Genomic DNA, 22,415 nt, shown 5'->3' on the forward strand with positions numbered 1-22,415 from the left:
TTTTGTGTCAGGTCCGGACCCGCCAGATCTCCTGAGCGTATTCGCGCATCGAGCGGTCCGAGGAGAACCAGGCCATCCGGGCGGTGTTGCGGATCGCCTTCGCCCACCACGCGGCCGGGTCCGCCCAGGCCGCGTCGATCTCGCGCTGGGCGCGCCAGTAATCGTCGAAGTCGACCGTCAGGAGATACTGGTCGCGATGGCGCAGGTCGTCGGTGAGCGGCCGGAACCGGTTCGGCTGCTCCGGCGAGAACCGGCCCGAGGCGATCATGTCGAGGGCGGCGGCCAGCCGCGGCGAGGCCTGGATCGCGTCGCGGGCGTAGTGCGGTTCGGCGGAGCGGGCCTGGACGCCCGCCGCGTCGAGCCCGAAGATGAAGATGTTCTCCGGGCCGACATGGTCGCGGATCTCGATGTTGGCGCCGTCGAGCGTTCCGACCGTGAGCGCGCCGTTGAGGGCGAGCTTCATGTTGCCGGTGCCCGACGCCTCCATGCCGGCGGTCGAGATCTGCTCGGAGAGGTCGGCCGCCGGGATGATCGCCTCGGCGAGGCTGACCGAGTAGTTGGGCAGGAAGACCACCTTGAGCCGGTCGGCCACCTCCGGGTCGTCGTTGACCGCTCGGGCGATGTCGCAGGCGAGCTTGATGATCAGCTTGGCCTGCGTGTAGCTCGGCGCAGCCTTGCCGCCGAAGATCTTCACGCGCGGCGTCCAGTTCCGCTGGGGATCGGCCTTGATGGCCTGATAGAGGGCCACCGTCTCGATCACGTTGAGGAGCTGGCGCTTGTATTCGTGGATGCGCTTGATCTGCACGTCGAACAGCGCGGACGGATCGACCGCGATGCCGGTCCGGTCGTAGATCACGTCGGCGAGCATCGCCTTGCGGCCGCGCCGCACCGCGGCGTAGCGCTCGACGAAGGCCCTGTCCGTCGCGAAGCGGTCGAGGCCGCGGAGCAGTTCCGGATCATCGAGCACGCCCGCGCCGACCGTCTCCACCGCGAGCTTCGTCAGGGCCGGGTTGGCGTTGTGCAGCCAGCGCCGGAAGGTGATGCCGTTGGTCTTGTTGACGATCTTGTCCGTGTCGAGCGCGTGCAGGTCGGCGAAGACGGTCTTGCGCATCAGCGCGGTATGGAGCGCCGAGACGCCGTTGACGCGGCGCGAGCCGTGGAAGGCGAGGTGCCCCATCCGCACGCGGCGGCCATGCGACTCGTCGATGAGGGAGACGGCGGCGAGGTGCGCGGCATCGTGCTGGCCCTGGCGGCCCTGCTCCTCGAGATGCATCCAGTTGATCAGGTAGATGATCTGCATGTGCCGCGGCAGCAGGCGCTCCATCAGCTCGACCGGCCAGGTCTCGAGCGCCTCGGGCAGCAGGGTGTGGTTGGTGTAGTTCAGCGTGTTGGTGGTGACGTGCCACGCATCGTCCCAGGTGAGGCCGTGATCCTCCAGCAGGATCCGCATCAGCTCCGGCACCGCGATGGCCGGATGCGTGTCGTTCATCTGGATCGCCGCGTGGTCGGGCAGCGACCGCACATCGCCGCGCTCGAGGACGTGCCGCCGCACGAGATCCTGCAGCGAGGCCGAGGTGAAGAAGTATTCCTGGCGCAGGCGCAACTCCTGCCCGGCCGTCGAGGAATCGCTCGGGTAGAGCACGCGCGAGATCGCCTCGGCATGCATGCGGTTCGCCGCCGCGCCGACATGGTCGCCGCCGTTGAAGCGCGCGAGATCGATCGGCGCCTCGGCCTCGGCCTTCCACAGGCGCAGCGTGTTGACGGTGCGCCCGCGCCAGCCGACCACCGGCACGTCGTGAGCGACCGCCCTGACGGTCTCGGCGGGCTGCCAATTCCGGCGGATCACGCCCTCGCTCACCATCGACAGGGTGACGGTGCCGCCGAAGCCGATCGTGTAGGTGGCCTCGGGTCGGACGAACTCCCAGGGATTGCCCTCCGCGAGCCAGGTCTCGGGAGCCTCGCGCTGCCAGCCGTCCTCGAAGGACTGGCGGAACAGCCCGTGATCGTAGCGGATCCCGTAGCCGTAGGCCGGGATGCCGATGCTCGCCATGCTCTCCATGAAGCACGCGGCCAAGCGTCCGAGGCCGCCGTTGCCGAGCGCCGCATCGGGCTCCGCGCCCTCGACGGCGCCAAGGTCGACGCCGAGCTCCTTGAGCGCCGCGCGCGTCGTCTCCACGAGGCCGAGATTGTTCATCGCGTCGGACAGGAGCCGCCCGATCAGGAACTCGAGCGAGAGGTAGTAGACGCGCTTGTTCGGGACGGCCCGCTCCGCGGCCGTGCAGGCATCGACGATCCGGTCGCGCAGGACCAGCGCGGTGGCGGCGAACCAGTCGCGCTCGCGGGCATTGGCGGGCGTCCGGCCTATGGCGTAGGCGAGCTTGGACCGGATGGCCTCGCGCATCTCGACGACGGGATCCCCCGCGGAGGCGCGCGCCGGCTTCGACCAGGCGCTGGCAGGCGGCGCATCGGTATGATCGGCGGCCGAAACCGCGTCGCGCTTCTCGACACCCGCGGCGGGCGGAGATAGGACTTCGTTGAGCACGTCAAAACCCCCATTCGTTGCGCCGGCGCGTGAACGCGTCACCGATGCGTCACCCACTTCTGGCGGTGGTGATCAGCGCCGGCTCCCCGGATCGATGATCCTGGGACCGCGTTGTGGCCGTGTCGAGGCGCCCATGAGGCCTAACCCGCCCTCACCGCGCGTTGAGCCGGCCGATTGTGGCATGGTCGACACAGATCGGCCGTGACGGGCGAGTGTGCACCCCCCGCTTGAAGCAATGCTGAATGCGGCCGTCGGGTCCGTCCCCGATCGGATTTGCAGGTCGCCTCGGGCCGGCGCAGCCGCTAACGCTGTCCGCGTGGATTCGCGAGGACAGCCCATGACAGAGACCGCCTGGTGGAAGCGCGGGACCGTCTATCAGGTCTATCCGCGCTCGTTCCAGGACACGGACGGCGACGGCGTCGGCGATCTCCGGGGCATCACCGCCCGCCTCGACTACCTGGCCTGGCTCGGCGTCGACGCGGTCTGGATCTCCCCGATCTATCCCTCCCCGATGGCCGATTTCGGCTACGACGTCGCCGATTACTGCGGCATCGACCCCCTCTTCGGGACGCTGGCGGATTTCGACGCCCTGGTGGCCGAGGCGCACCGGCGCAAGCTGAAGGTCATCCTCGACTTCGTGCCGAACCACAGCTCGATCGCCCATCCGTGGTTCAGCGAGAGCCGGGCCTCGCGCGGCAACCCCCGACGCGACTGGTACATCTGGCGCGATCCCGCGCCCGACGGCGGTCCCCCGAACAACTGGCTGAGCAATTTCGGCGGCCCGGCTTGGACGCTCGATCCGACGACCGGGCAATACTATTACCACGCCTTCCTGCGCGAGCAGCCGGACCTGAACTGGCGCAACCCTGCGGTGCGCGAGGCGATGTACGACGCGCTGCGCTTCTGGTTGGAGCGGGGAGTCGACGGATTCCGGGTCGACGTGATCTGGCATCTGATCAAGGACGAGGGGTTCCGCGACAACCCGGTCAATCCGGGGTTTCGCGAGCACTTGCCGGAGATCAACCGCTTCACCCAGGTCTACTCTGCCGACCGGCCCGAAGTGCTCGACGTGATCGCCGAGATGCGCGCCGTGCTGCGCGCCTACGGCGAGCGCGTCCTCATCGGCGAGATCTACCTGCCGCTGGAGCGGCTGATGGCCTATTACGGACCTGATCTCTCGGGCGCCGACATGCCCTTCAACTTTCAGCTGATCCAGACGCCCTGGCGCGCCGACGCGGTGGCCAGCCTCGTCGAGAACTACGAGGCAGGGCTGCCCGAGGGCGGCTGGCCGAACTGGGTGCTCGGCAACCACGACCAGCCCCGCATCGCGGCCCGCATCGGCGAGGCCCAGGCCCGCATCGCCGCGATGCTGCTTCTGACGCTGCGCGGGACCCCCACGCTGTATTACGGCGACGAGATCGGCCTCGGCCATGTGCCGATCCCACCCGACCGGGTGCGCGATCCCTGGGAGCGCAACGAGCCCGGTCACGGCCGCGATCCCGAGCGCACCCCGATGCAGTGGGACGACGGCTTCCAGGCGGGCTTCAGCGCGGTCGAGCCCTGGCTGCCGCTGTCCGAGGATTGTGCCGCCCGGAACGTCGCGTGCCTGCAGGACGCGCCCGGGTCGATCCTCACCCTGCATCGGCGCCTGCTCGCGCTGCGCCGCGAGCATCCTGCCCTGGCGTTAGGCAACTACTGCACCGTTCCGACCGGGCTCGACGACATTTTCGCCTATGACCGCACCGACGCCGACACACGCATCCGGGTGATCCTGAACTTCGGCGGTGCGGAACGGCGGATCCCGATCGACGACGTCGACGGCGGAATAATCCTGCTCTCGAGCGCCGCCGGCCGCAGCGGCGAAGCCGCCTCGGGAACCGTCGCGCTCGCACCGAACGAGGGCCTGATCCTGACCCTGCCCCGATCTTGGGATCACGCTGCGCTGCGATAAAGATAACGGCGGCTTAACCGTTTTCATGGCCTGGATTGTGCAACGCACCGGAACCCCAGCGGTTGAGAGGCGTTGCCATGACGAACTTGGCCGCGGGCGCCTCAGCCCGTCCCGGGCGTTGCGCCCGCAATGAGAACGCTGCGATGGCATTGTGGGGTCGCTCGGGCGCCGAAAGCCTGGAGCCGCAGCAGGCGCACGCGTCTCATAATCCGAGTCTCGATCCCCGAACATCGCTGAAGCCCCGGGTCCTGTTCTCGACCCCGGAGATGTCCGATTTCGTCAAGACCGGCGGCCTGGGCGAGGTCGCCGGAGCCCTGCCGCGCGCCCTGCGCCAGAGTTTCGACGTGCGCGTCCTGATCCCGGGCTACCGGCAGGTGCTGAGCGCGCACCCGGACATCCCCGTGGTGGGACGCCTGGAGGGCTATGCCCACGTGCCTCCCTGCGACCTCGGCCTGATCGAGACGGCCGACGGCCTGCGCATCTATGTCCTCCTGAACGACGACTTGTTCGACCGCGACGGCACGCCCTACGGCGATGCGCGCGGGGATTTCGCCGACAACGATCTGCGCTTCGCCCGGCTGAGCCTCGCGGCGGCCGAACTCACCCAGGGCGCCGACCCAACCTGGAGCGCGGATCTCCTGCATCTCAACGACTGGCAGGCGGCTCTGGCGCCGGCCTATCTGGCTTGGCGCGGCGCACGGGTGCCGACGGTGCTGACGATCCACAACCTCGCGTATCAGGGGCTGTTCCCGCAGGGAAATCTCGCGCGTCTCGGGGTGCCGGACACCGCCTTCCAGATGAACGGTGTGGAGTTCTATGGTCAGCTCTCGTTCCTGAAGGCTGGCATCTACTACGCCTCCTACGTCACCACAGTGAGCGAGACCTACGCCCGCGAGATCCAGACGCCCGACATGGGCTGCGGCCTCGACGGGCTTTTGCGCACCCGGGCCTCCCAGGGCCGCCTCGCCGGGATCCTCAACGGCATCGACGAGAGCTGGGACCCGCGCACCGACCCGCATCTCGCCACGCGCTTCGACGCGGATGACTGGAAGGGCAAGCGCGCCAACGCCGAGGCGGTGCGTCGGCGCTTCGGCCTCGCCGTCTCCCGCGGGCCGCTCTTCGCCATCGTGTCGCGGCTGGTGCACCAGAAGGGCATCGATCTCTCGATCCAGGCGGCCGAGACCATCGTGGCCGAGGGCGGCCAGATGGTGGTGATCGGCCAGGGCGAGGGCCGGTTCGAGACGGCGCTGCGCAACCTGGCCCGCCGGCACCCGGATTCGGTCGGCGTCCATGTGGGCTTCGAGGAGGCCGAGGCGCGCCGGATGTTCGCGGGCAGCGACTTCCTGCTGATGCCTTCCCGCTTCGAGCCCTGCGGCCTCGCGCAGATGTACGCGCAGCGCTTCGGCTCACTTCCGATCGTGCGCCGCACAGGCGGCCTCGCGGACACCGTCGAGGACGGCGTGACCGGTTTCAGCTTCGCCGATCAGGGCGGTCCGGGCTTCACCGGCGCGGTGCGACGGGCCCTCGACACCTTCGGCCAGAAGAAGCGCCTCAACGCGATGCGTCGGCAGGCGATGGGCCGCAGCTTCGGCTGGGACGGCTCGGCGGCGAACTACGCGGCTCTCTACGCCCGTGCCATGGGCAACCACGCCGCCACGCGCTGGCGCGCGGCCTGACGCCACGCGCTGGCGTGCGACCTGAGGCCCAGACCTGGACCCTGACGAAACGGGCCCCGCTCCAGCTGGAGCGGGGCCCGATCTGTGTCCGTCGTCGGGCGCCGCCCGCGTTGCGAGCTCCGGTCCCTCAGCCCTGCAGCACCAGGATCATCGTCGCGAGCGGCGGCAGGGTGAGGTTGAGCGATTGCCCCTGGCCGTGGCTCGGCGCGTCCTCGGTGTGCAGGCCGCCCATGTTGCCGACGTTCGAGCCGCCGTAGATCCCGGCATCCGAGTTGAAGGCCTCGCGGTAATAGCCCGCTTGCGGGACGCCGACGCGGTAGCCCTCGCGCGGGACCGGCGTGAAGTTCGAGACGACGATCGCGATCTCGCCCGGCTCCTTGCCCTTGCGGGCCCAGGCGATGACGCTGTTGTCCTGGTCGTCGGCGACCAGCCACTGGAACCCGGCGGCCTCCGCATCGCGCCCGTGCAGCGCCGGCGTCGCGGTGTAGAGATGGTTGAGGTCGCGGATCGCATCCTTGACGCCCCGGTGCAGAGGATCGTCGAGCAGATGCCAGTCCAGCGACTGGTTGTGGTTCCACTCCCGCTCCTGCCCGAACTCGCCGCCCATGAAGAGCAGCTTCTTGCCCGGATGGCCCCACATGAAGCCGAAATAGGCGCGCAGGTTCGCGAATTTCTGCCAGCGGTCGCCCGGCATCTTGCCCAGCAGCGAGCCCTTTCCGTGCACCACCTCGTCGTGGGAGAGCGGCAGCACGAAGTTCTCGGAGAAGGCGTAGAGCAGGCCGAAGGTGAGGTCGTGGTGATGGTAGCGCCGGTGGATCGGCTCCTTCGAGATGAACTCCAGGGTGTCGTGCATCCAGCCCATGTTCCATTTGAAGCCGAAGCCGAGGCCGCCCGTGTAGGTCGGGTGCGAGACGCCCGGCCAGGACGTCGATTCCTCCGCCACCGTGATGGTGCCGGGGGCGTGGCTGTAGGTGGCCTCGTTGGTCTTCCGCAGGAAATGGATCGCGTCGAGGTTCTCGTTGCCGCCGTACTGGTTCGGGATCCACTCGCCCGCCCGGCGCGAGTAGTCGAGGTAGAGCATGGAGGCGACCGCATCCACGCGCAGGCCGTCGAGGTGGAAGTGCTCCAGCCAGAAGCGCGCGTTGGCGGTCAGGAAGGTCGCGACCTCCGCCCGGCCGAAATTGTAGATGTAGGTCCCCCAATCCTGGTGGAAGCCCTGGCGGGGGTCGGCATGCTCGTAGAGGTGCGTCCCGTCGAACAGCCCGAGCCCGTGCGCATCGAGGGGGAAGTGCCCGGGCACCCAGTCGAGCATGACGCCGATGCCGGCCTCGTGGGCCGTGTTCACGAACGCCGCGAAATCCTCGGGCGTGCCGAACCGGCTCGTCGGCGCGAACAGGGAGACCGGCTGGTAGCCCCATGAGCCGTCGAACGGGAACTCGGTGATCGGCAGCAGCTCGATATGGGTGAAGCCCATCTCCTTGACGTAGGGGATCAGGCGCTCACCGAGCTCCTTGTAGGTGAGGTAGCGGTTGCCCTCATCCGGCACCCGGGCCCAGGAGCCGAGATGGACCTCGTAGATCGAGATCGCCGCGTGGCGCGGGTCGCGCTTGCCGCGTCCCTCCATCCAGCCCTTGTCGTGCCAGTCGAACTCGCTGGTGCCCTGGAGGACCGAGGCGGTCTCGGGCGGGTGCTGGGCGCGGAACGCCACCGGATCGGCCTTGAGCGGCAGGACGGCGCCGCCGGGGCCGCGGATCTCGTACTTGTAGCACTGACCGGCCTTGAGACCGGGCACGAACAGCTCCCAGACGCCGCCGTCCGGCCACAGGCGCATCACGTGCCGCCGGCCGTCCCAATCGTTGAAATCGCCGACCACGCTGACACGGCGGGCGTTGGGCGCCCAGACGGCGAAGCGGAAGCCGTCGATCCCGTCGAGCGTGCCGAGCTGCGCGCCGAGGATCCGGTAGACCACGTTGGTCCCGGTCTCGCGCAGGGTGTTGATGTCGTGTTGCTCAAGGGATGAGCCGAAGCTGTAGGGATCGTAGCGGCGGCGCGTCGAGCCGTCCCAGAACTCGACCTCGATCTCGTAGAGCGGCCGGCCCTCGCTCTTCACCGGCGCGATGAAGAACCCGTCGGCGTGGCGCCGCTCGAACGGGATGCGGCTTCCCGCGACCAGCAGCGTCGCGCTGCGGGCCTCGGGCAGGACGGCGCGCACCTCCCAGAAGCCGGGGCTGACCATATGCGGGCCCAGCACCGCGAAGGGATCGCCGTGATCGGCCGTCATCACGGCCTTGATCGCGTCGGGATGAAGGCTCGGCCGCGTCGGCGCAGCCGCCTGCGGGACATCCGCGACCCGGTGGGGGGCCGACCCGTGGTCGGTGCCGGGTGCGAAGGTCTCGTCGATCGCCGTCATTCAGTCGCCTCTCGTGGATTCATCCAGAATGTTGAGAACCCCGCGTGCCGGGATTTCGATCCAGTCCGGACGGTTGTTGGCCTCGTAGTCGATCTCGTAGAGCGCCTTGGTCAGCAGGCAGAGCTTCAGCAGGGCGGCCTGCGTGGCCGCGTCCTCGACGGCGGCCGTGCTGCCCGCCACCGCGTCGGCGTAGCCCGTCAGGAAGGCGTCCTCGATCATGCCGCGCCACGCCACCGCGGCGGCGCGTCCGCGGGCCTCGGAATCGGCGAAGCGGCTGGCGATCTCGCGGATCACCGTCTCGGCGCCGTAGGCGAAGGAACGCAACATCCCGGCGACGTCGCGCAGCGGAGTCGATTTCGCCCGCCGCTCGTCCGCCGGCCGCGAGGGCTCGCCCTCGAAGTCGACGATGACGAGATCGCCCTCCGAGACCAGAACCTGGCCGAGATGATAGTCGCCGTGGATGCGCGACTTGTGCGCGCCCGTCGGGACGGCGCGCGTCAGGCGCTCGATCAGCGCCTCGACCTCGCCGCGCCGGCCGGCCAGCTCCTGAACGGCCGGCCGGTCGAGGCCGCGCTCGACCACGCCCTTGACGCCCCGGAAGGCGCGCTCGGCCTGATGGCGGGTGTCGCCCGCCAGCACCGCGAGGTCCTCCGCCGTGAACGGCTCGGGCGCGAAGGCCGGATCGTCGGTCGGCGTGGCCAGGGCGCGGTGCATCTCGGCGGTGCGCCGGCCGAGGAGTTCCGCCCAGCGCAGGTGATCGCCGAACGCCTCCTCGGGGGTGGGCGCCTCGCTCTCGGGCGCCAGCACGACCGTCTCGAAGTCGCGGCGCAGGCCCTCGAGCATCATCGTCCAGGCATCGCCCTGGTTGGCCACGAAGCCCTGGAGCACCGCCAGCGCCGTGCGCGTGCCGTCCGCCCCGACATATTCCAGGGTGCCGAGCAGGGGCGGCGTGTTGGTGAACTGCGCCGTCTCCGTGAGGAAGCGCCCGATCTCGATCTCCGGATGCGTGCCGGGCTGCAGGCGGCGCAGCAGCTTCAGCATCATGCGGCTGCCGATGGCGATCGAGGTGTTGCTCTGCTCCGCCGAGAGCCGGCGCACGTCGCCGGGTTCGACGGCGGTCTGGTGATCGAAGGCCGAGGTCGCGGAGAAGACAAGCTTGCCGCACTCGGTCTCGATCTCGCGGCCCGTGCGCATGCCCTCGATCAGGCAGACGGCGAAGTCGGCCGAGCCGGCGGCGCCGTAGAGCAAGCCGGTGCGGGGCCCACGCCGGACGCGGGCGACGGCGAATTCCATCAGCGCCTCGTCCTCGCGGCCCTCGTCGACGCCGACGGGCACGAAGTATTCCTGCCGCTCGCCGTTCGAGAGCTGGACGGCGACCCGCGGCAGCAAGAAACGCGCCTCGCCGTTGCCCTCCTTGACCGCCGCGCAATCGACGATCTGCACGCTCTTGATGCGCGAGCCCTTGGCGCCGAACCAGCGCCGGGTCGCCAGGAAGGGCGGGATCACGGTCCGCTCGAAGGCGGTGCGCTCACGGCCGGCGACCAGGCTCTCGATCCCGCCGGTGAGCACCAGGGTGAACAGCTCCGGCGCCTCCTGCCGCGGGCCGATCGCGCCGGTATTCGCGGAGGACAGCGAGAACCAGTAGAAGCCGTAGGAGGGGAGCGTCAGCAGGTAGGGCAGCTCGCCGATCGCCGGGAATTCGGTGCCGCCGGTGAGCTCGATCGGGATGGCGCTGCGCAGCTCCGACAGGTCGAGCTGCACGGCCTGCGGCGCGCGCGAGAGGTTGGCCACGCACAGGATGCGCTCGCCCTCGAACTCGCGGATCCAGGCCAGCACCTTGCGGTTCGACGGATAGAGGAACTGGATCGAGCCGCGGCCGAGGGCGACGCTGTTGTTGCGAATCGCGATCATGCGCCGCGTCCAGTTCAGCAGGCTGGTCTGCGCCTGGGTCTGCGCCTCGACGTTGATGGCGTCGAAGCCGTAGATCGGATCCTGGACGGAGGGCAGGAACAGCCGCTGCGGGTTGGCGCGCGAGAAGCCGCCGTTGCGGTCGGGCGACCATTGCATCGGCGTGCGCACGCCGTCGCGATCGCCCAGATAGATGTTGTCGCCCATGCCGATCTCGTCGCCGTAATAGAGCACCGGCGTGCCGGGCATCGACAGGACGAGGGACTTCATCAGCTCGATCTTGCGGCGATCGTTCTCCAGCAGCGGCGCGAGGCGGCGGCGGATGCCGAGGTTGATCCGCGCGCGGCGCTCGGCGGCGTAGAACGACCAGAGGTAGTCGCGCTCCTCCGCGGTCACCATCTCGAGCGTCAGCTCGTCGTGGTTGCGCAGGAAGATCGCCCATTGGCAGCCCTCCGGGATCTCCGGGGTCTGGCGCATGATGTCGGTGATCGGGTGCCGGTCCTCGCGGGCGATCGCCATGTACATGCGCGGCATCAGCGGGAAGTGGAATGCCATGTGGCACTCGTCCCCGTCGCCGAAATACTGGGCTGTCTCCTCCGGCCACTGGTTGGCTTCCGCCAGCAGCATCCGGTCGGGATAGCTCGCGTCGAGCGCCGCGCGGATCGCCTTGATGACCGTGTGGGTCTCCGGCAGATTCTCGCAGTTCGTGCCGTCGCGCTCGATCAGGTAGGGGATCGCGTCGAGGCGCAGACCGTCGACGCCCATGTCGAGCCAGTAGCGCATCACCTCGATCACGGCCTCGAGCACGGCCGGATTGTCGAAGTTCAGGTCGGGCTGGTGGCTGTAGAAGCGGTGCCAGAAATACTGCTTGGCGACCGGATCCCAGGTCCAGTTCGAGACCTCGGTGTCGAGGAAGATGATCCGGGTATCCTTGTACGGCTCGTCGGTGTCCGACCAGACGTAGAAGTCGCGCTCGGGGCTGCCGGGAGGCGCCTCGCGGGCCCGCTGGAACCAGGGATGCTGGTCCGAGGTGTGGTTGATGACGAGCTCGGTGATGACGCGCAGGCCGCGCGCGTGGGCCGCCTCCACGAAGGCCCGGAAATCCTCCATCGTGCCGTAGGACGGATTGACCTCGCGGTAATCGGCGATGTCGTAGCCGTCGTCGCGCAGGGGCGAGGGGTAGAACGGCATCAGCCAGATCGCCGTGACGCCGAGGTCGCGGACGTAATCGAGCCGCTGGGTCAGGCCCTCGAAATCCCCGATCCCGTCATTGTTCGCGTCGAAGAACGACTTGACGTGGATCTGGTAGATGATGGCGTCACGGTACCATTGCGGATCGCTGCGATCGATCATCGCGTCGCTGCCTCATGCGTCGGGTCAGGGCTTTGCCGGTCCCGCCCGAGCGAGTCGGCGCGTGAACGGAGGATACGGCTTGACCGCATCATCTTGGCAACAGCGCGGCGGCTGCCGCCGCGCCGGTGTCTGGTCGCACGCTGCGCCTCATCCCGCAACCCGACGCGGCACCCGAAGGCGCCAGATCACGCAGGATCGTTCGGCCGGATCGAGCGCGATGCGGTGCGACTTGCCGCGCAGCTCGAAGGTATAGCCCTGCAGCAGGTCCTCGACCTCGACCGCGGCGTCGTCGGGCAGGCCGAACAGCCAGAGCGGCACCTCGTAGGTGCATTCCTGGCGGTTCTTCGGATCGAGGTTGACCATCACCAGGACGCAGTTGTCGCGCTCGGGCGTCGTCTTGGCGTAGGCGATGATCTGGTCGTTGAAGGCGCCGGTGAAGACCACGTTGCGGAAGTCCCACAGCGCCGGGTTCTCGCGCCGGATCTGGTTGAGCTTGATGATGTGCTCGCGGATATTGCCGGGCCGGTGATAGTCCCAGGCCTTGATCTCGTACTTCTCCGAGTTGAGGTATTCCTCCTTGCCCGGGTACGGCGCGGCCTCGCACATCTCGAAGCCGTTGTAGATGCCGTAGACGGAGGAGAGCGTCGCCGCGAGCGTCGCCCGGACGACGAAGCCCGCGCGCCCGCTGGTCTGGAGATAGTACGGGTTGATGTCGGGCGTGTTGGCGAAGAAATTCGGCCGGTAGTATTCGCCCATCTCCCCGGCCAGCTCGAGCGCGTATTCGGTCAGCTCCTGCTTGGTGTTGCGCCAAGTGAAGTAGGTGTAGCTCTGCTGATAGCCGGCCTTGGCGAGCTTCTTCATCATCTTCGGCCGGGTGAAGGCCTCGGCGAGGAAGATGGCGTCCGGATAGCGGCCGTTGACCTCGCCGATCACCCATTCCCAGAACGGGATCGGCTTGGTGTGCGGGTTGTCGACCCGGAAGATGCGCACGCCCCGCGCGCACCAGCCGAGCAGGATGTCGCGCAGCTCGATCCAGAGCGAGGGCAGCGCGCCGCCGTAGAAATGGACGTTCGAGATATCCTCGTACTTCTTCGGCGGGTTCTCGGCGAACTTGAGCGTCCCGTCGGGGCGCCACTCGAACCACTCGGGATGGTCCTTGATCCAGGGATGGTCGGGCGAGCACTGGATCGCGAAATCGAGCGCGATCTCCATGCCGTAGGCATGGCTCGCGGCCACGAGCCGGGCGAAGTCCTCCAGGGTGCCGAGATCGGGATGGACGGCCTCGTGTCCGCCCTCCTCCGCGCCGACGGCGTAGACGGAGCCGACGTCGCCGGGCTCGGCCTTCAGGGTGTTGTTCTTGCCCTTGCGGTTGGTGCGCCCCACGGGATGGATCGGCGTGAAGTAGAGCACGTCGAAGCCGAGTTCGCGGATCTCGGGCAGGCGCCGGATCACGTCGTCGAAGGTGCCGTGCCGGTTCGGGTCCATCGATTGCGAGCGCGGGAAGATCTCGTACCAGGCCGAGAACCGGGCCGCGAGACGGTCGGCGATCACCGGGATCGTCACGGGGTAGCGCGAGAGATTGACGCGCTCGGCGTTCGCCCGGACGAGCCGCACGGAATCGGGCTGCAGGATGCGGTCGAGCTGGGCGGCCGAGCCGGTCTCCTCGGCGGCGAGCGCTGCGACCAGCGCGGCGAGGCGGTCGCGATCGCGCCCCTCGGCGAGATCGGCGGCGTTCTGCACCAGGGTGACGCCCTCGATCGTCTCGAGGCGCACGTCGACGCCCGCGTCGCGCTTCTTCAGGGTGTCGCGCATCCACGACGAGAAGCCGTCGCGCCACGCCTCGATGGTGAACTCGTAGCGGGCGTTCCGCTCCAGCGGGAAGTGCCCGCCCCAGCGGTCGTTGTCGACGAACACCATCGGGTCGCGGCGCCACTCCGCGGTCCCGGCCACGCGCGACAGGATGGCCGCATCGATGATCTCGTGGCCGTCCGAGAAGATGTCCGCCTCGACGCGCAGCGACTCGCCCACGATCCGCTTCACCGGCGAGCGTCCGCCGTCGAGTTCCGGGCTCACCGCCTCGATCACGACGCGGCCCGTCCCGTCCGGCCGGTCGTTCGCGGGCAGCCGCGCGACGCGGGCGGCCTCGGCCGCGACGATGCGGAGCTCGCCGGGCGCGAGGTCGATGGCGCTGCCCGGATGGAAGGCGATCGGCTCGGCCTCGGGCGTGCGGTCGACGAAGGGCCCCAGCAGGCCGCCCGTCCGGGCGATCAGCGCCCCCGCATCGACGGGCACCGGGTGGTCGGTCGGGTTGTAGAGCACCAAGATGGCGTGCCGGGCCGAGGCGTGATGCCCGGTGTCGTACCGCGCGAGCGCGACGAGATCGGCGTCCGGCCCCGTCAGGCGCACCTGCGCGCCCTCGACGTTGGCGGCCGGCAACTCGGCCCGGAGCCGGTTGATCGCGGCGATCGATGCGGAGATGTCGATGCCGGTCTCGTGCTCGCGCGACGACGGGGTCGTGTCGACGACGTGGAGCTTGCGCCGGTAGCCCCACTCGTAGCCGATCGGCATCAGCACGCCCGCCGAGAAGAACGCCGCGAGCGCGTAGCGGCTGCGCAGGTGCGCGGCGACCGCCTCCGGGCCGCCGATGACTTCGGCGGCGATGCGGCCCATGTCGTGGTTTTCCGGGAAGGCGATGGAGGGCGCGATGGTGCGCAGCCGCTCGTAGTTCTCGATCGCCCAGGACTTCTTCAGGTCCCACCACGCGAAGGAATTGAACAGGTAGTCGAACCCGGCGCCCGCGGTGGTGCGCGCCTGCTCGAAGGTGCAGCCCAGCGTCTCGGCCGCGAACAGGCTCTCGGGATCGCGCGCCTTGGCCTCCGCGATCAGGATCCCCCAGGTCTCGGCCGGCACCATGTAGGCGGCGTCGCAGCGGAAGCCGCCGACGCCGAGCCCCTGAAGATGGGCGATATAGGCCGCCCAGATCCGGGTCAGCTCGTCCCGGGCGGCCGGCGCGTGATAGTCGAGCTCGGCGAGATCCCCCCAGACGGTGCGGATCGACGGATCGTCTGGATCGACCGCCGCGGGGCTCGCGATGTTGCCCTCCGCATCCTTGGCGAAGAGGTCGGGCCTCTCCTGCGCGAGCCGGCCGTCATTGGCGGTGTGGTTGATCACCAGATCCGTCATCACCCGCAGGCCGAGATCCTTGGCCGCGGCGCAGAAGCCGCGGATCTGGTCGTCGTCCGAGCGGCCGTCCTGATCGCGGAAGCGGTCGTCGAGGCGCTCGGGATCGGCCACCGCGTAGAGGCTGCCCGAGCCGCCGGTCTGGTGGAACGGGTTGAGATAGACCCAGTCGAAGCCGAGATCGGCGATCCGCGGCAATTCCCGGGTCCAGTCGGAGACCCGCCCGACCAGCAGGGGGAACAGGTTGTAGATGCGTGGGCCCTCGGCCCGCGGCGCGAAGGCGGCCGGCAGGGGCTCGACGCCGGTCGCCGGTGCGGCCTTGGCCGTCGTCGCGGGGGTCGGTGCGTTCATGCTGGCCTCATCGGGTCCGTCGTGTCGGATTCAGCCGTCCTCCAGGGTCCTTTGATCCCGGAGCACGGCGTCTCATTGCTCTGCCGCATCGTCTCGCGCCGAACCGGCGGCCAGGTCGGCGGACACTGCACTAACGCCCGAAGGCCGGCCCTGTGCCGAGATCGGCGACCGTCCCCGGCATCCGGGCGCTTCTAGGGTGCGAAGATGTCAGTCCGTCCGTCGCAGGACCGCGAAGGGCAGGTGCCGGAACAGCTCGGCGCAATCGACGCGGCCGCCGCTGCGGATCTCCCCCGTCACCAGATCGCGCCAGCGCCGGTCCGGGCCGAGTTCGAGCGCGGTGCCGGCGAAGGCCTCGCCCGACCAGACCGCGTCGCCGACGCGCCGGGCCACGAGGCGGGGCAGGACGACGACGAGATCGTCTCCGCCGCCCGCGGGGTCCGAGCGCAGGAAGGCGAGGACATGGTGAGCGCCCTCTCCCTCCGCCTCGAGCGCCCGGTACTCGGCGTCGGCGTAGAAGGCGGGCCGCTCCGCCCGCTCGGCGAGGAGGCGGGCCAGCACCGCCTGCTTCACCCGTCCGTCCCGCCAGGACGCGAGGAGGTCGGCGGGGCTGCCCTGTTCCTCCAGGGCCCGGGCCAGTGCCGGGTAGTCCACGGGGCGCCGGTTGTCGGGATCGACGAAGGAGAAATCCCAGAACTCGGTGCCCTGGTAGGTGTCGGGCAGCCCCGGCAGCGTGCATTTGAGGACGGTGCGGCCGAGGCCCGCCAGCATGCCGAGATGGGCGAGCCGCTGCGCGAACGGGCGGAGGGTCCGCAGGAAGTCCGAGCCCGGCGCGATCAGCTTGCCGAACAGCGCCTTGACCGCGCCCTCGTAGGCCTCGTCGACGTTGACCCAGCTCGAGCGGCGCTTCCCCTCGCGCATCGCCTTCTCGGCGTAGGCGCAGAGGCGATCGTGGAAATCCGTGATCGCGTCCGCGTCGTCGCCGTCCAGGAGCTCCAGCGGCCACGCGCCGAGGATCGCCTGGAAGAACATCCACTGGTCGTTGGCGTCGGGCGCCGGCTCGTCGTCGATGGTGCCGAGATGGGGGCCTGCGGCGGCGCGCCAGAGATCCCAGGCGCGGGCCCAGTCCTCGGGCATCTCCGAGAGCGCGAGCAGGCGGGAGCGCGCATCCTCGCCGCGCTTGGTGTCGTGCGTGGCCGTGGTGATCATCGCGTTCGGCCAGTCGCGGGCGCGGGCGGCCTGGAGCGCGTGGAAATGCTCCGCGTCGAGGCCGTACTCGCCCGGATCGCCGCCGACCTCGTTGAGGCCGAGCAGCATGGCGTAGCGGTAGAACAGCGTGTCCTCCAGGCTCTTGGCCATGACCGGGCCGGTCAGCTGCTGGAAGCGGCGGCGGAAGCGCAGGACCACGCGCGGATCGGGACGACCCGGCCCCGAGGTCTCGACGCGCCCGAGCAGGACGTTCTCGGCGAAATCGTGCACCGAGCGGTCGGGCAGCGTGCTCCAGCGCTTGGCCTTGGCCACCGCGCCCTCGATCAGGCGCACGTCCTCGACCTCGATCTCCGCATCCTCCAGCTCGGCCGGGAGGTAGCTGCGATAGGTCGGGAAGCGGGCGATGATCTCGATCAGGGCGCGCCGGATCGCGTTCACCGAGAAATCGCGGGTGCGCCGGTCGGCGTCGGCGGCTTCCTTGAGGTCCGTGGTCAGCACCTCCAGCTCGCTCGCGAAGCTGATCTCCAGGATCTCGGCCTTGGCGGCGCGCAGCTGCGTCCCGTAGCCGGCATCGATCCCCGAGGCCCAGGCGTAGAGCCGGCGGACCTTGGCGGCCTTCTCCTTGTCGACCAGGATCCCGTCGAGCTGGTTGAGCACGTCGTAGCCGGTGGTCCCGGCGACCGGCCAGGGGCGCAGCCGCTCGCCCGGCTCCAGGATCTTCTCGACCACCACGTAGAAGCCGGGACCGACCGCGGCCTGGAGGGCGCGGGCATAGCCCAGCGGGTCGGCGAGCCCGTCGATGTGGTCGATGCGCAGGCCGTCGATCCGGCCCTCCCGGACGTGCCGGAACACCGTCTCGTGCGAGCGGTGGAAGATGTCCGTCTTCTCGACGCGCAGGCCCGCGAGGGAGTTCACGTCGAAGAAGCGCCGGTAGTTGATGTCGCTCGAGGCCACGCGCCAATGGGCGAGGCGGTAGGCCTGGCTCTCCAGCAGGCGGTGCAGCGGGCCGAAGCTGTCGGGGTAGCCCTTGACGCCGTTGAGGAGCTTCAGGCCCCGCTCCATCGCGTCGCGGATCGCGGGCGAGGCCGCGTGGACGGCGGCGAGACGCTGCTTCAGCCCCTCAGCCTCCTCCGGGAAGCCGCGGCGACGCTCGGGATTCGCCTCCTCGCCCATGGTGCGCAGGCGCTCGGAGATCGCCATCAGCTCGGCTGAGGCCTCGTCGCCGACGGCGCCCAGGGCGGCCAGCACCCGGTTGAGGATCGTCGGGTAGTTGAGCGGGCGGATCGGGAACTGGTGCTCGTAGTGCCAGACGCTGAAGGCGCCGGCCTCCGCGTCGAATTTCAGCTCCAGCGTGCCCTTCTCCAGGGCCTCGCCGTAGCGGTCGCCCAGGAACGGGATCACGAGGTTGCGGTTGGCGCCGAGCCGCTCCCAGTCGATGTCGAAGGCGTGGGCGAAGGGCGAGAGCGGCCCCCATTCGAGCACGGAGAGCCACCACGGGTTGTCGGCGCCGCCGACGCCCATGTGGTTCGGCACGATGTCGAGCAGGAGCTTCAGCCCGTGCGCCCGCAGCGCGTCGGAGAGGCGCACGAAGCCCGCCTCGCCGCCGAGTTCCGGGTTGATCGCGCCGTGATCGACGATGTCGTAGCCGTGCGTCGAGCCCGGGCGCGCCTTCTGGAGCGGCGAAGCGTAGACGTGGCTGATGCCGAGCTTGGCGAGGTAGGGGACGATCGCCTCCGCATCCGCGAAGGTGAAGTCCTTGTGGAACTGCAGCCGGTAGGTCGCCCGCGGCGGCGGCGCGGCGAGCCGCGCGGCGCCCGAATGCGGGCCGCGCTCCTCCGCCGAGAGCGAGGCGGCGAGCTTGGCCAGCGGCCCGTTCGGCTCGGCGATCGCCGTCAGGTCGCGGTCGAGCTTGCGCCGCCAGTTCGGGTAGCCCTCCGTCGAGCCCGGCACGTTGGCCTGGGAGAGCTCGGAGATCACGTCCTCGTACTGGACGGCCGTGAGGATCGAGGGCGCGCGGGCGAGGTAGCGCGCGGCGGCCTCGAAGGGCGCGGCGTCGGGCGGATCGGAGTTCGGCAGGAGCTGCGCGCCGGCCAGGGCCTCGGTGAGCCGGCGCCGCTCGGTGACGCGCTCGCCCCGCTCGGCCTCGGCCCGGTCCTGATCGTAGAGGCCGAGCGCCTGCCGGGTGTCGGTGTCGACGCCGCGCCACCAGCCGACGAAGGTCGGCAGGTCGTGCGTGGTGATGGCGGTGAGCGCGTCGCGCGGATAGGCGCCCGGCGCCTTGAAGCGCCCGTCGCCCTCCCGCTCGAAGGCGAGGATGCGGTAGCTGAGGATGCCGGCGCGCATCAGCGCGTCCGAGAAGCCCTCCGGCGCGGTGCCGAGATCCTCGGCGATGACGAGGCACTTGTTCCGGTGGCTCTCCAGCCGCAGCACGGCCAGCATCGGCTCGAACGGCATCGCCACGTAGGCGCCGTCATGGGCCGAGCCGCCGAGCGGGATCAGGAACAGGCGCGCGAGCTGGAAGGCGTGGTCGATCCGGATCGCGCCGGCATGGCGCATGTTGGCCTGGACCAGCGCCCGGAAGGCCGCCAACCCGTCCCGCTCCATCTCCAGGGGGTCGAAGGCCGGCAGGCCCCAATCCTGGCCCTTCGGCGCCAGGAGATCGGGCGGCGCGCCGATCGAGACGCCGTTGGCGAAGCGCTCGGGATGCGACCAGATCTCGGAGCCGCCCCGGTCGGCACCGACCGCGAGGTCGCGGTAGAGCCCGATCCGCATGCCGGCGGCGAGCGCCGTCTCGGAGGCGGCCCTGAGCTGCGCGTCGGCGAGGTATTGCAGCCAGGCGTGGAAGCTCACGGCGTCGGCATGCTCGGTCTCGAAGGCCCGGACCGCCTCGGTGCCGGCGCGGCGGTACGCCTCCGGCCAGTCGCCGAGCCAATGCGCACCGGCGGTCTTGAAATGGGCCGAGAGCGCCTCGAACAGGGCATGCGATTGCAGGGTCTCGCCGCCGGCCTCGCGGAAGGCACGGAAGCCGGCATCCTCGCCGGCGCGCGCGGGCGAATCCGCCCACAGGGTCGCGAGCACGGGCGCGAGCACGTCCCAGACGCCCTGGTGATCGACCAGGGACGCGTCGCGCAGCGCGGCCACCGCCCGGCCCGCCTCGCGCAGCTGCGCCTCCGCCCGCGAGCCCGCGAAGCCCGGCAGGCTGTCGGGCGACAGGAACAGGGTCTCGAGGAAGAGCCGCGAGGAGGGCGAGTAGGGCGAGATCTTGGTCCGGTCCGCCCCGAACAGGGCGTGGACCGGGCTCAGGCCCAGGAAGGAGGCGCCGCGCAGGCCCGCATCGTGCGCGGCCCGTCCCGCATCCGCGTAGGTGCCGATGCCGATATTGCTGTCCGAGCGCAGGCCGTAGAGCTGGGCCGCGAGACCCCAATCGGTCGCGCCCTCGTCCGCGTAGGCGCGCGGGCGCCAGCAGCGCTGCGGCGCCGCGATGATCCAGGCCTGGGCCCGGGTCTCGCCGAGGCTGACCGCGAGATGGTGGTAGCCCGGCGTCAGAGGCGGCAGCTCGAAGGACGGCTCGGCGCCCGTGAGCGTGGCGCGGCCCTCGCGCACGGCACCGCGCTCGTCCTCGACCCGCCAGGTCAGGATCCCGGCCTGCGCCCGCACCGGCACCCGCGCGGCGCGGCGGGCCTCGACCGGCAGCAGCGGCGGGATCGGCCCGCTGCGCAGGGCCTCGACGGCGCGCAGGCTCCCGGCGATCTCCGCCTCGCTGTCGACGCGGAAGCCGAGGGCCGCGAGCAGGCCGCGGCGGACCTCCAGAGGTGTCTCGACGGGCTTGCCGAACGCATCGGTGTAGCCGCCTGCGACGCCGACGAGGTCGGCCAGACGTTCGAGAGTGCTGCTCACTGCGCGGTATCCGTCAGGAAGACGCCGGTCCAGCCCGGCAGAGTCGCGCCCGTGCCGTCGGGCGCGTTGGTCCAGAGCGCGCGGGCGCCCCGGGTGTCGACCGCGAACGCGTCGGCGCCGACATTGGCGACGAAGCGGAGCGTGCCGGCGCCGAAGCGCCACGTGCAATCGACCACGTCCGGCCGCGGCAGCGTGGCGGTGGCGCCGCGAGAGCCGGACTTGGCGAGCGGCACGACGACGTCGCGGCGCAGCCCCAGCAGGCGCTTGGTCTCGGCCAGCACCTCGCGGTGCGGCGAGCGCCCCAGCTCGGACCAGTCGAGCTTCGAATCGGCGAAGGTCTGCGCCGCGGTCGGATCCGGGATCTTCGAGGTGTCGTCGGCGAAGGCCGCGAAGCTCTTGAACTCGCGGCGGCGTCCCTCGCGGACCGCCTTGTTCAGCTCGTCGTCGGGCGCGAAGTCGACGAAGAACAGGAACGGCGTCGAGGCCGACCATTCCTCGCCCATCCACAGCATCGGGATCTGGGGCGCGAGCAGGAAGCCGCCGCGCGCGAGATCGAGCTTCCGGGGGTCGGCGAGATGGCTCAGGCGCTCGCCGAGCGCGCGATTGCCGACCTGATCGTGGTTCTGCAGGAAGGTGACGAACGCCGAGGGCGGCAGGTGGCCGGAGGGCTCGCCGCGCGGGTGGTTGTCCAGCGTCCGGAAGGGCTCGCCCTGGTAGGCGAAGCCCTCGGACAGGCAGCGGGCGAGGCGCTCCACCGGCTTGTCGGCAAAGCTCTCGTAATAGCCCGAATCCTCGCCGGTCAGCAGGACGTGCCAGCAATGGTGCAGGTCGTCGGCCCATTGCGCGTCGTGCTGGCGCGGCCGCCCCGCGGCGTCGCGCTCCAGCCAGCGCGCCTGGTTCGCCTCGTTCTCCAGCATCAGGTGGATCTGCCGATCCGGGAATGTCGCCCGCACGGTCTCGCCGAGCTCGGCGAGGAAATGCGTCTCCGAATCGTCCAGGATGGCGTGCACCGCGTCGAAGCGGATGCCGTCGAAATGGTACTCCTCCAGCCAGTAGAGCGCGTTCTGGATGAAGTATTGCCGCACCGTCGGCCCGCTCTCGTGGCCGTCGAAATTGATCCCGGCGCCCCAGGGGGTCTGGTGCCTCTCGGTGAAGAAGGTCTTGGCGTAGGCGTGGAGGTAGTTCCCGGCCGGGCCGAAATGGTTGTAGACGGCGTCGATGTAGACCATCAGCCCGAGGGCATGCGCCCTGTCGATCAGGCGCTTGAGGTCGTCCGGGCGGCCGTAGGCGCCGTCCGGCGCGTAGGGCAGCACGCCGTCGTAGCCCCAGTTCCGGCTGCCCTTGAAGTCGGCGAGCGGCAGCAGCTCGATCGCGGTGACCCCGAGGTCGCGCAGGTATTCGAGCTTGCCGGCGAGGCCCGCATAGGTGCCCTCGGGCGTCGCGGTGCCGACATGCGTCTCGTAGATCACCGCCTCCTCGAACGGCCGGCCGGTCCAGGCGCCGTCGGTCCAGTCGAAGGCGCGCGGGTCGATCACCTCGCTCAGCCCCGACACGTCCTCGGGCTGGAAGCGGGAGGCCGGATCGGGCACCACGAGATCGCCGTCGATCCGGAAGCCGTAGCGGGCGCCCGCCGCGACGGCCGGCACGACGGCCCGGCGCCAGCCCTCCCCCGCCTCGGGCAGGGCGTGGTCGCTGCCGTCGATCACCAGGGTCACGTCCGTCGCGGTCGGCGCCCAGAGCGCGAAGCGCACGCCGCCGTCCACGAACTCGCTGCCGAATGCCATGCTGTGGGCGCGCCGCATGAAGCCGTCATCCTCGTCATATCGGAAAGGCAGGCGGGCGTGGCCGGCTCCGCCTTCTCAGAAGGCTGCCAGGACCATCTTGTTCCCGCACCGCAACTAACGCGGCGGCCCGGCCCGGCAACGTGCGGGGCCGGCCTTC

The 22,415-nt window shown here is 70.1% G+C and carries 8 protein-coding genes; 2 read left to right on the top strand and 6 right to left on the bottom strand.

Going from position 1 to position 22,415, the window contains the following annotated elements; translation table 11 throughout:
• Positions 1-7: 7 nt before the first annotated feature.
• The gene (locus ACS5RC_RS09205) at positions 8-2,542 is read right to left on the bottom strand and encodes a glycogen/starch/alpha-glucan phosphorylase (RefSeq protein ID WP_478343554.1); all 2,535 of its coding nucleotides are present in this window, start codon (positions 2,540-2,542) and stop codon (positions 8-10) included.
• 337 nt (positions 2,543-2,879) lie between these two features.
• Here ACS5RC_RS09205 and ACS5RC_RS09210 point away from each other — a divergent pair, with 337 nt between their 5' ends.
• Positions 2,880-4,493: an alpha-amylase family glycosyl hydrolase gene (locus ACS5RC_RS09210; protein ID WP_478343555.1), complete on the top strand. Its 1,614-nt coding sequence runs from the start codon at positions 2,880-2,882 to the stop codon at positions 4,491-4,493.
• Between the two features lie 143 nt (positions 4,494-4,636).
• Positions 4,637-6,169, top strand: coding sequence for a glycogen synthase GlgA (gene glgA / locus ACS5RC_RS09215; protein WP_478343556.1), 1,533 nt, complete (start codon positions 4,637-4,639; stop codon positions 6,167-6,169).
• 127 nt (positions 6,170-6,296) lie between these two features.
• Here glgA and glgB read toward each other — a convergent pair whose 3' ends face one another.
• The 5 genes from glgB to treZ all read right to left on the bottom strand — a co-directional run bounded on the left by glgB (position 6,297) and on the right by treZ (position 22,276).
• A complete protein-coding gene (glgB, locus tag ACS5RC_RS09220) occupies positions 6,297-8,579 on the bottom strand; it encodes a 1,4-alpha-glucan branching protein GlgB (protein ID WP_478343557.1) in 2,283 nt (760 codons plus the stop codon).
• A complete protein-coding gene (gene treS, locus ACS5RC_RS09225; protein WP_478343558.1) occupies positions 8,580-11,840 on the bottom strand; it encodes a maltose alpha-D-glucosyltransferase in 3,261 nt (1,086 codons plus the stop codon).
• A gap of 147 nt (positions 11,841-11,987) precedes the next feature.
• Positions 11,988-15,371, bottom strand: a complete 3,384-nt coding sequence (locus tag ACS5RC_RS09230) for a maltotransferase domain-containing protein (RefSeq protein ID WP_478343559.1) — start codon at positions 15,369-15,371, stop codon at positions 11,988-11,990.
• 207 nt (positions 15,372-15,578) lie between these two features.
• Positions 15,579-20,474, bottom strand: a complete 4,896-nt coding sequence (locus ACS5RC_RS09235) for a malto-oligosyltrehalose synthase (RefSeq protein ID WP_478343560.1) — start codon at positions 20,472-20,474, stop codon at positions 15,579-15,581.
• A complete protein-coding gene (gene treZ, locus ACS5RC_RS09240) occupies positions 20,471-22,276 on the bottom strand; it encodes a malto-oligosyltrehalose trehalohydrolase (RefSeq protein ID WP_478343561.1) in 1,806 nt (601 codons plus the stop codon). Before treZ ends, ACS5RC_RS09235 begins: the two co-directional genes overlap by 4 nt.
• Between the last annotated feature and the right edge of the window lie 139 nt (positions 22,277-22,415).

The organism is Methylobacterium sp. HJ2 (genome assembly GCF_056431005.1).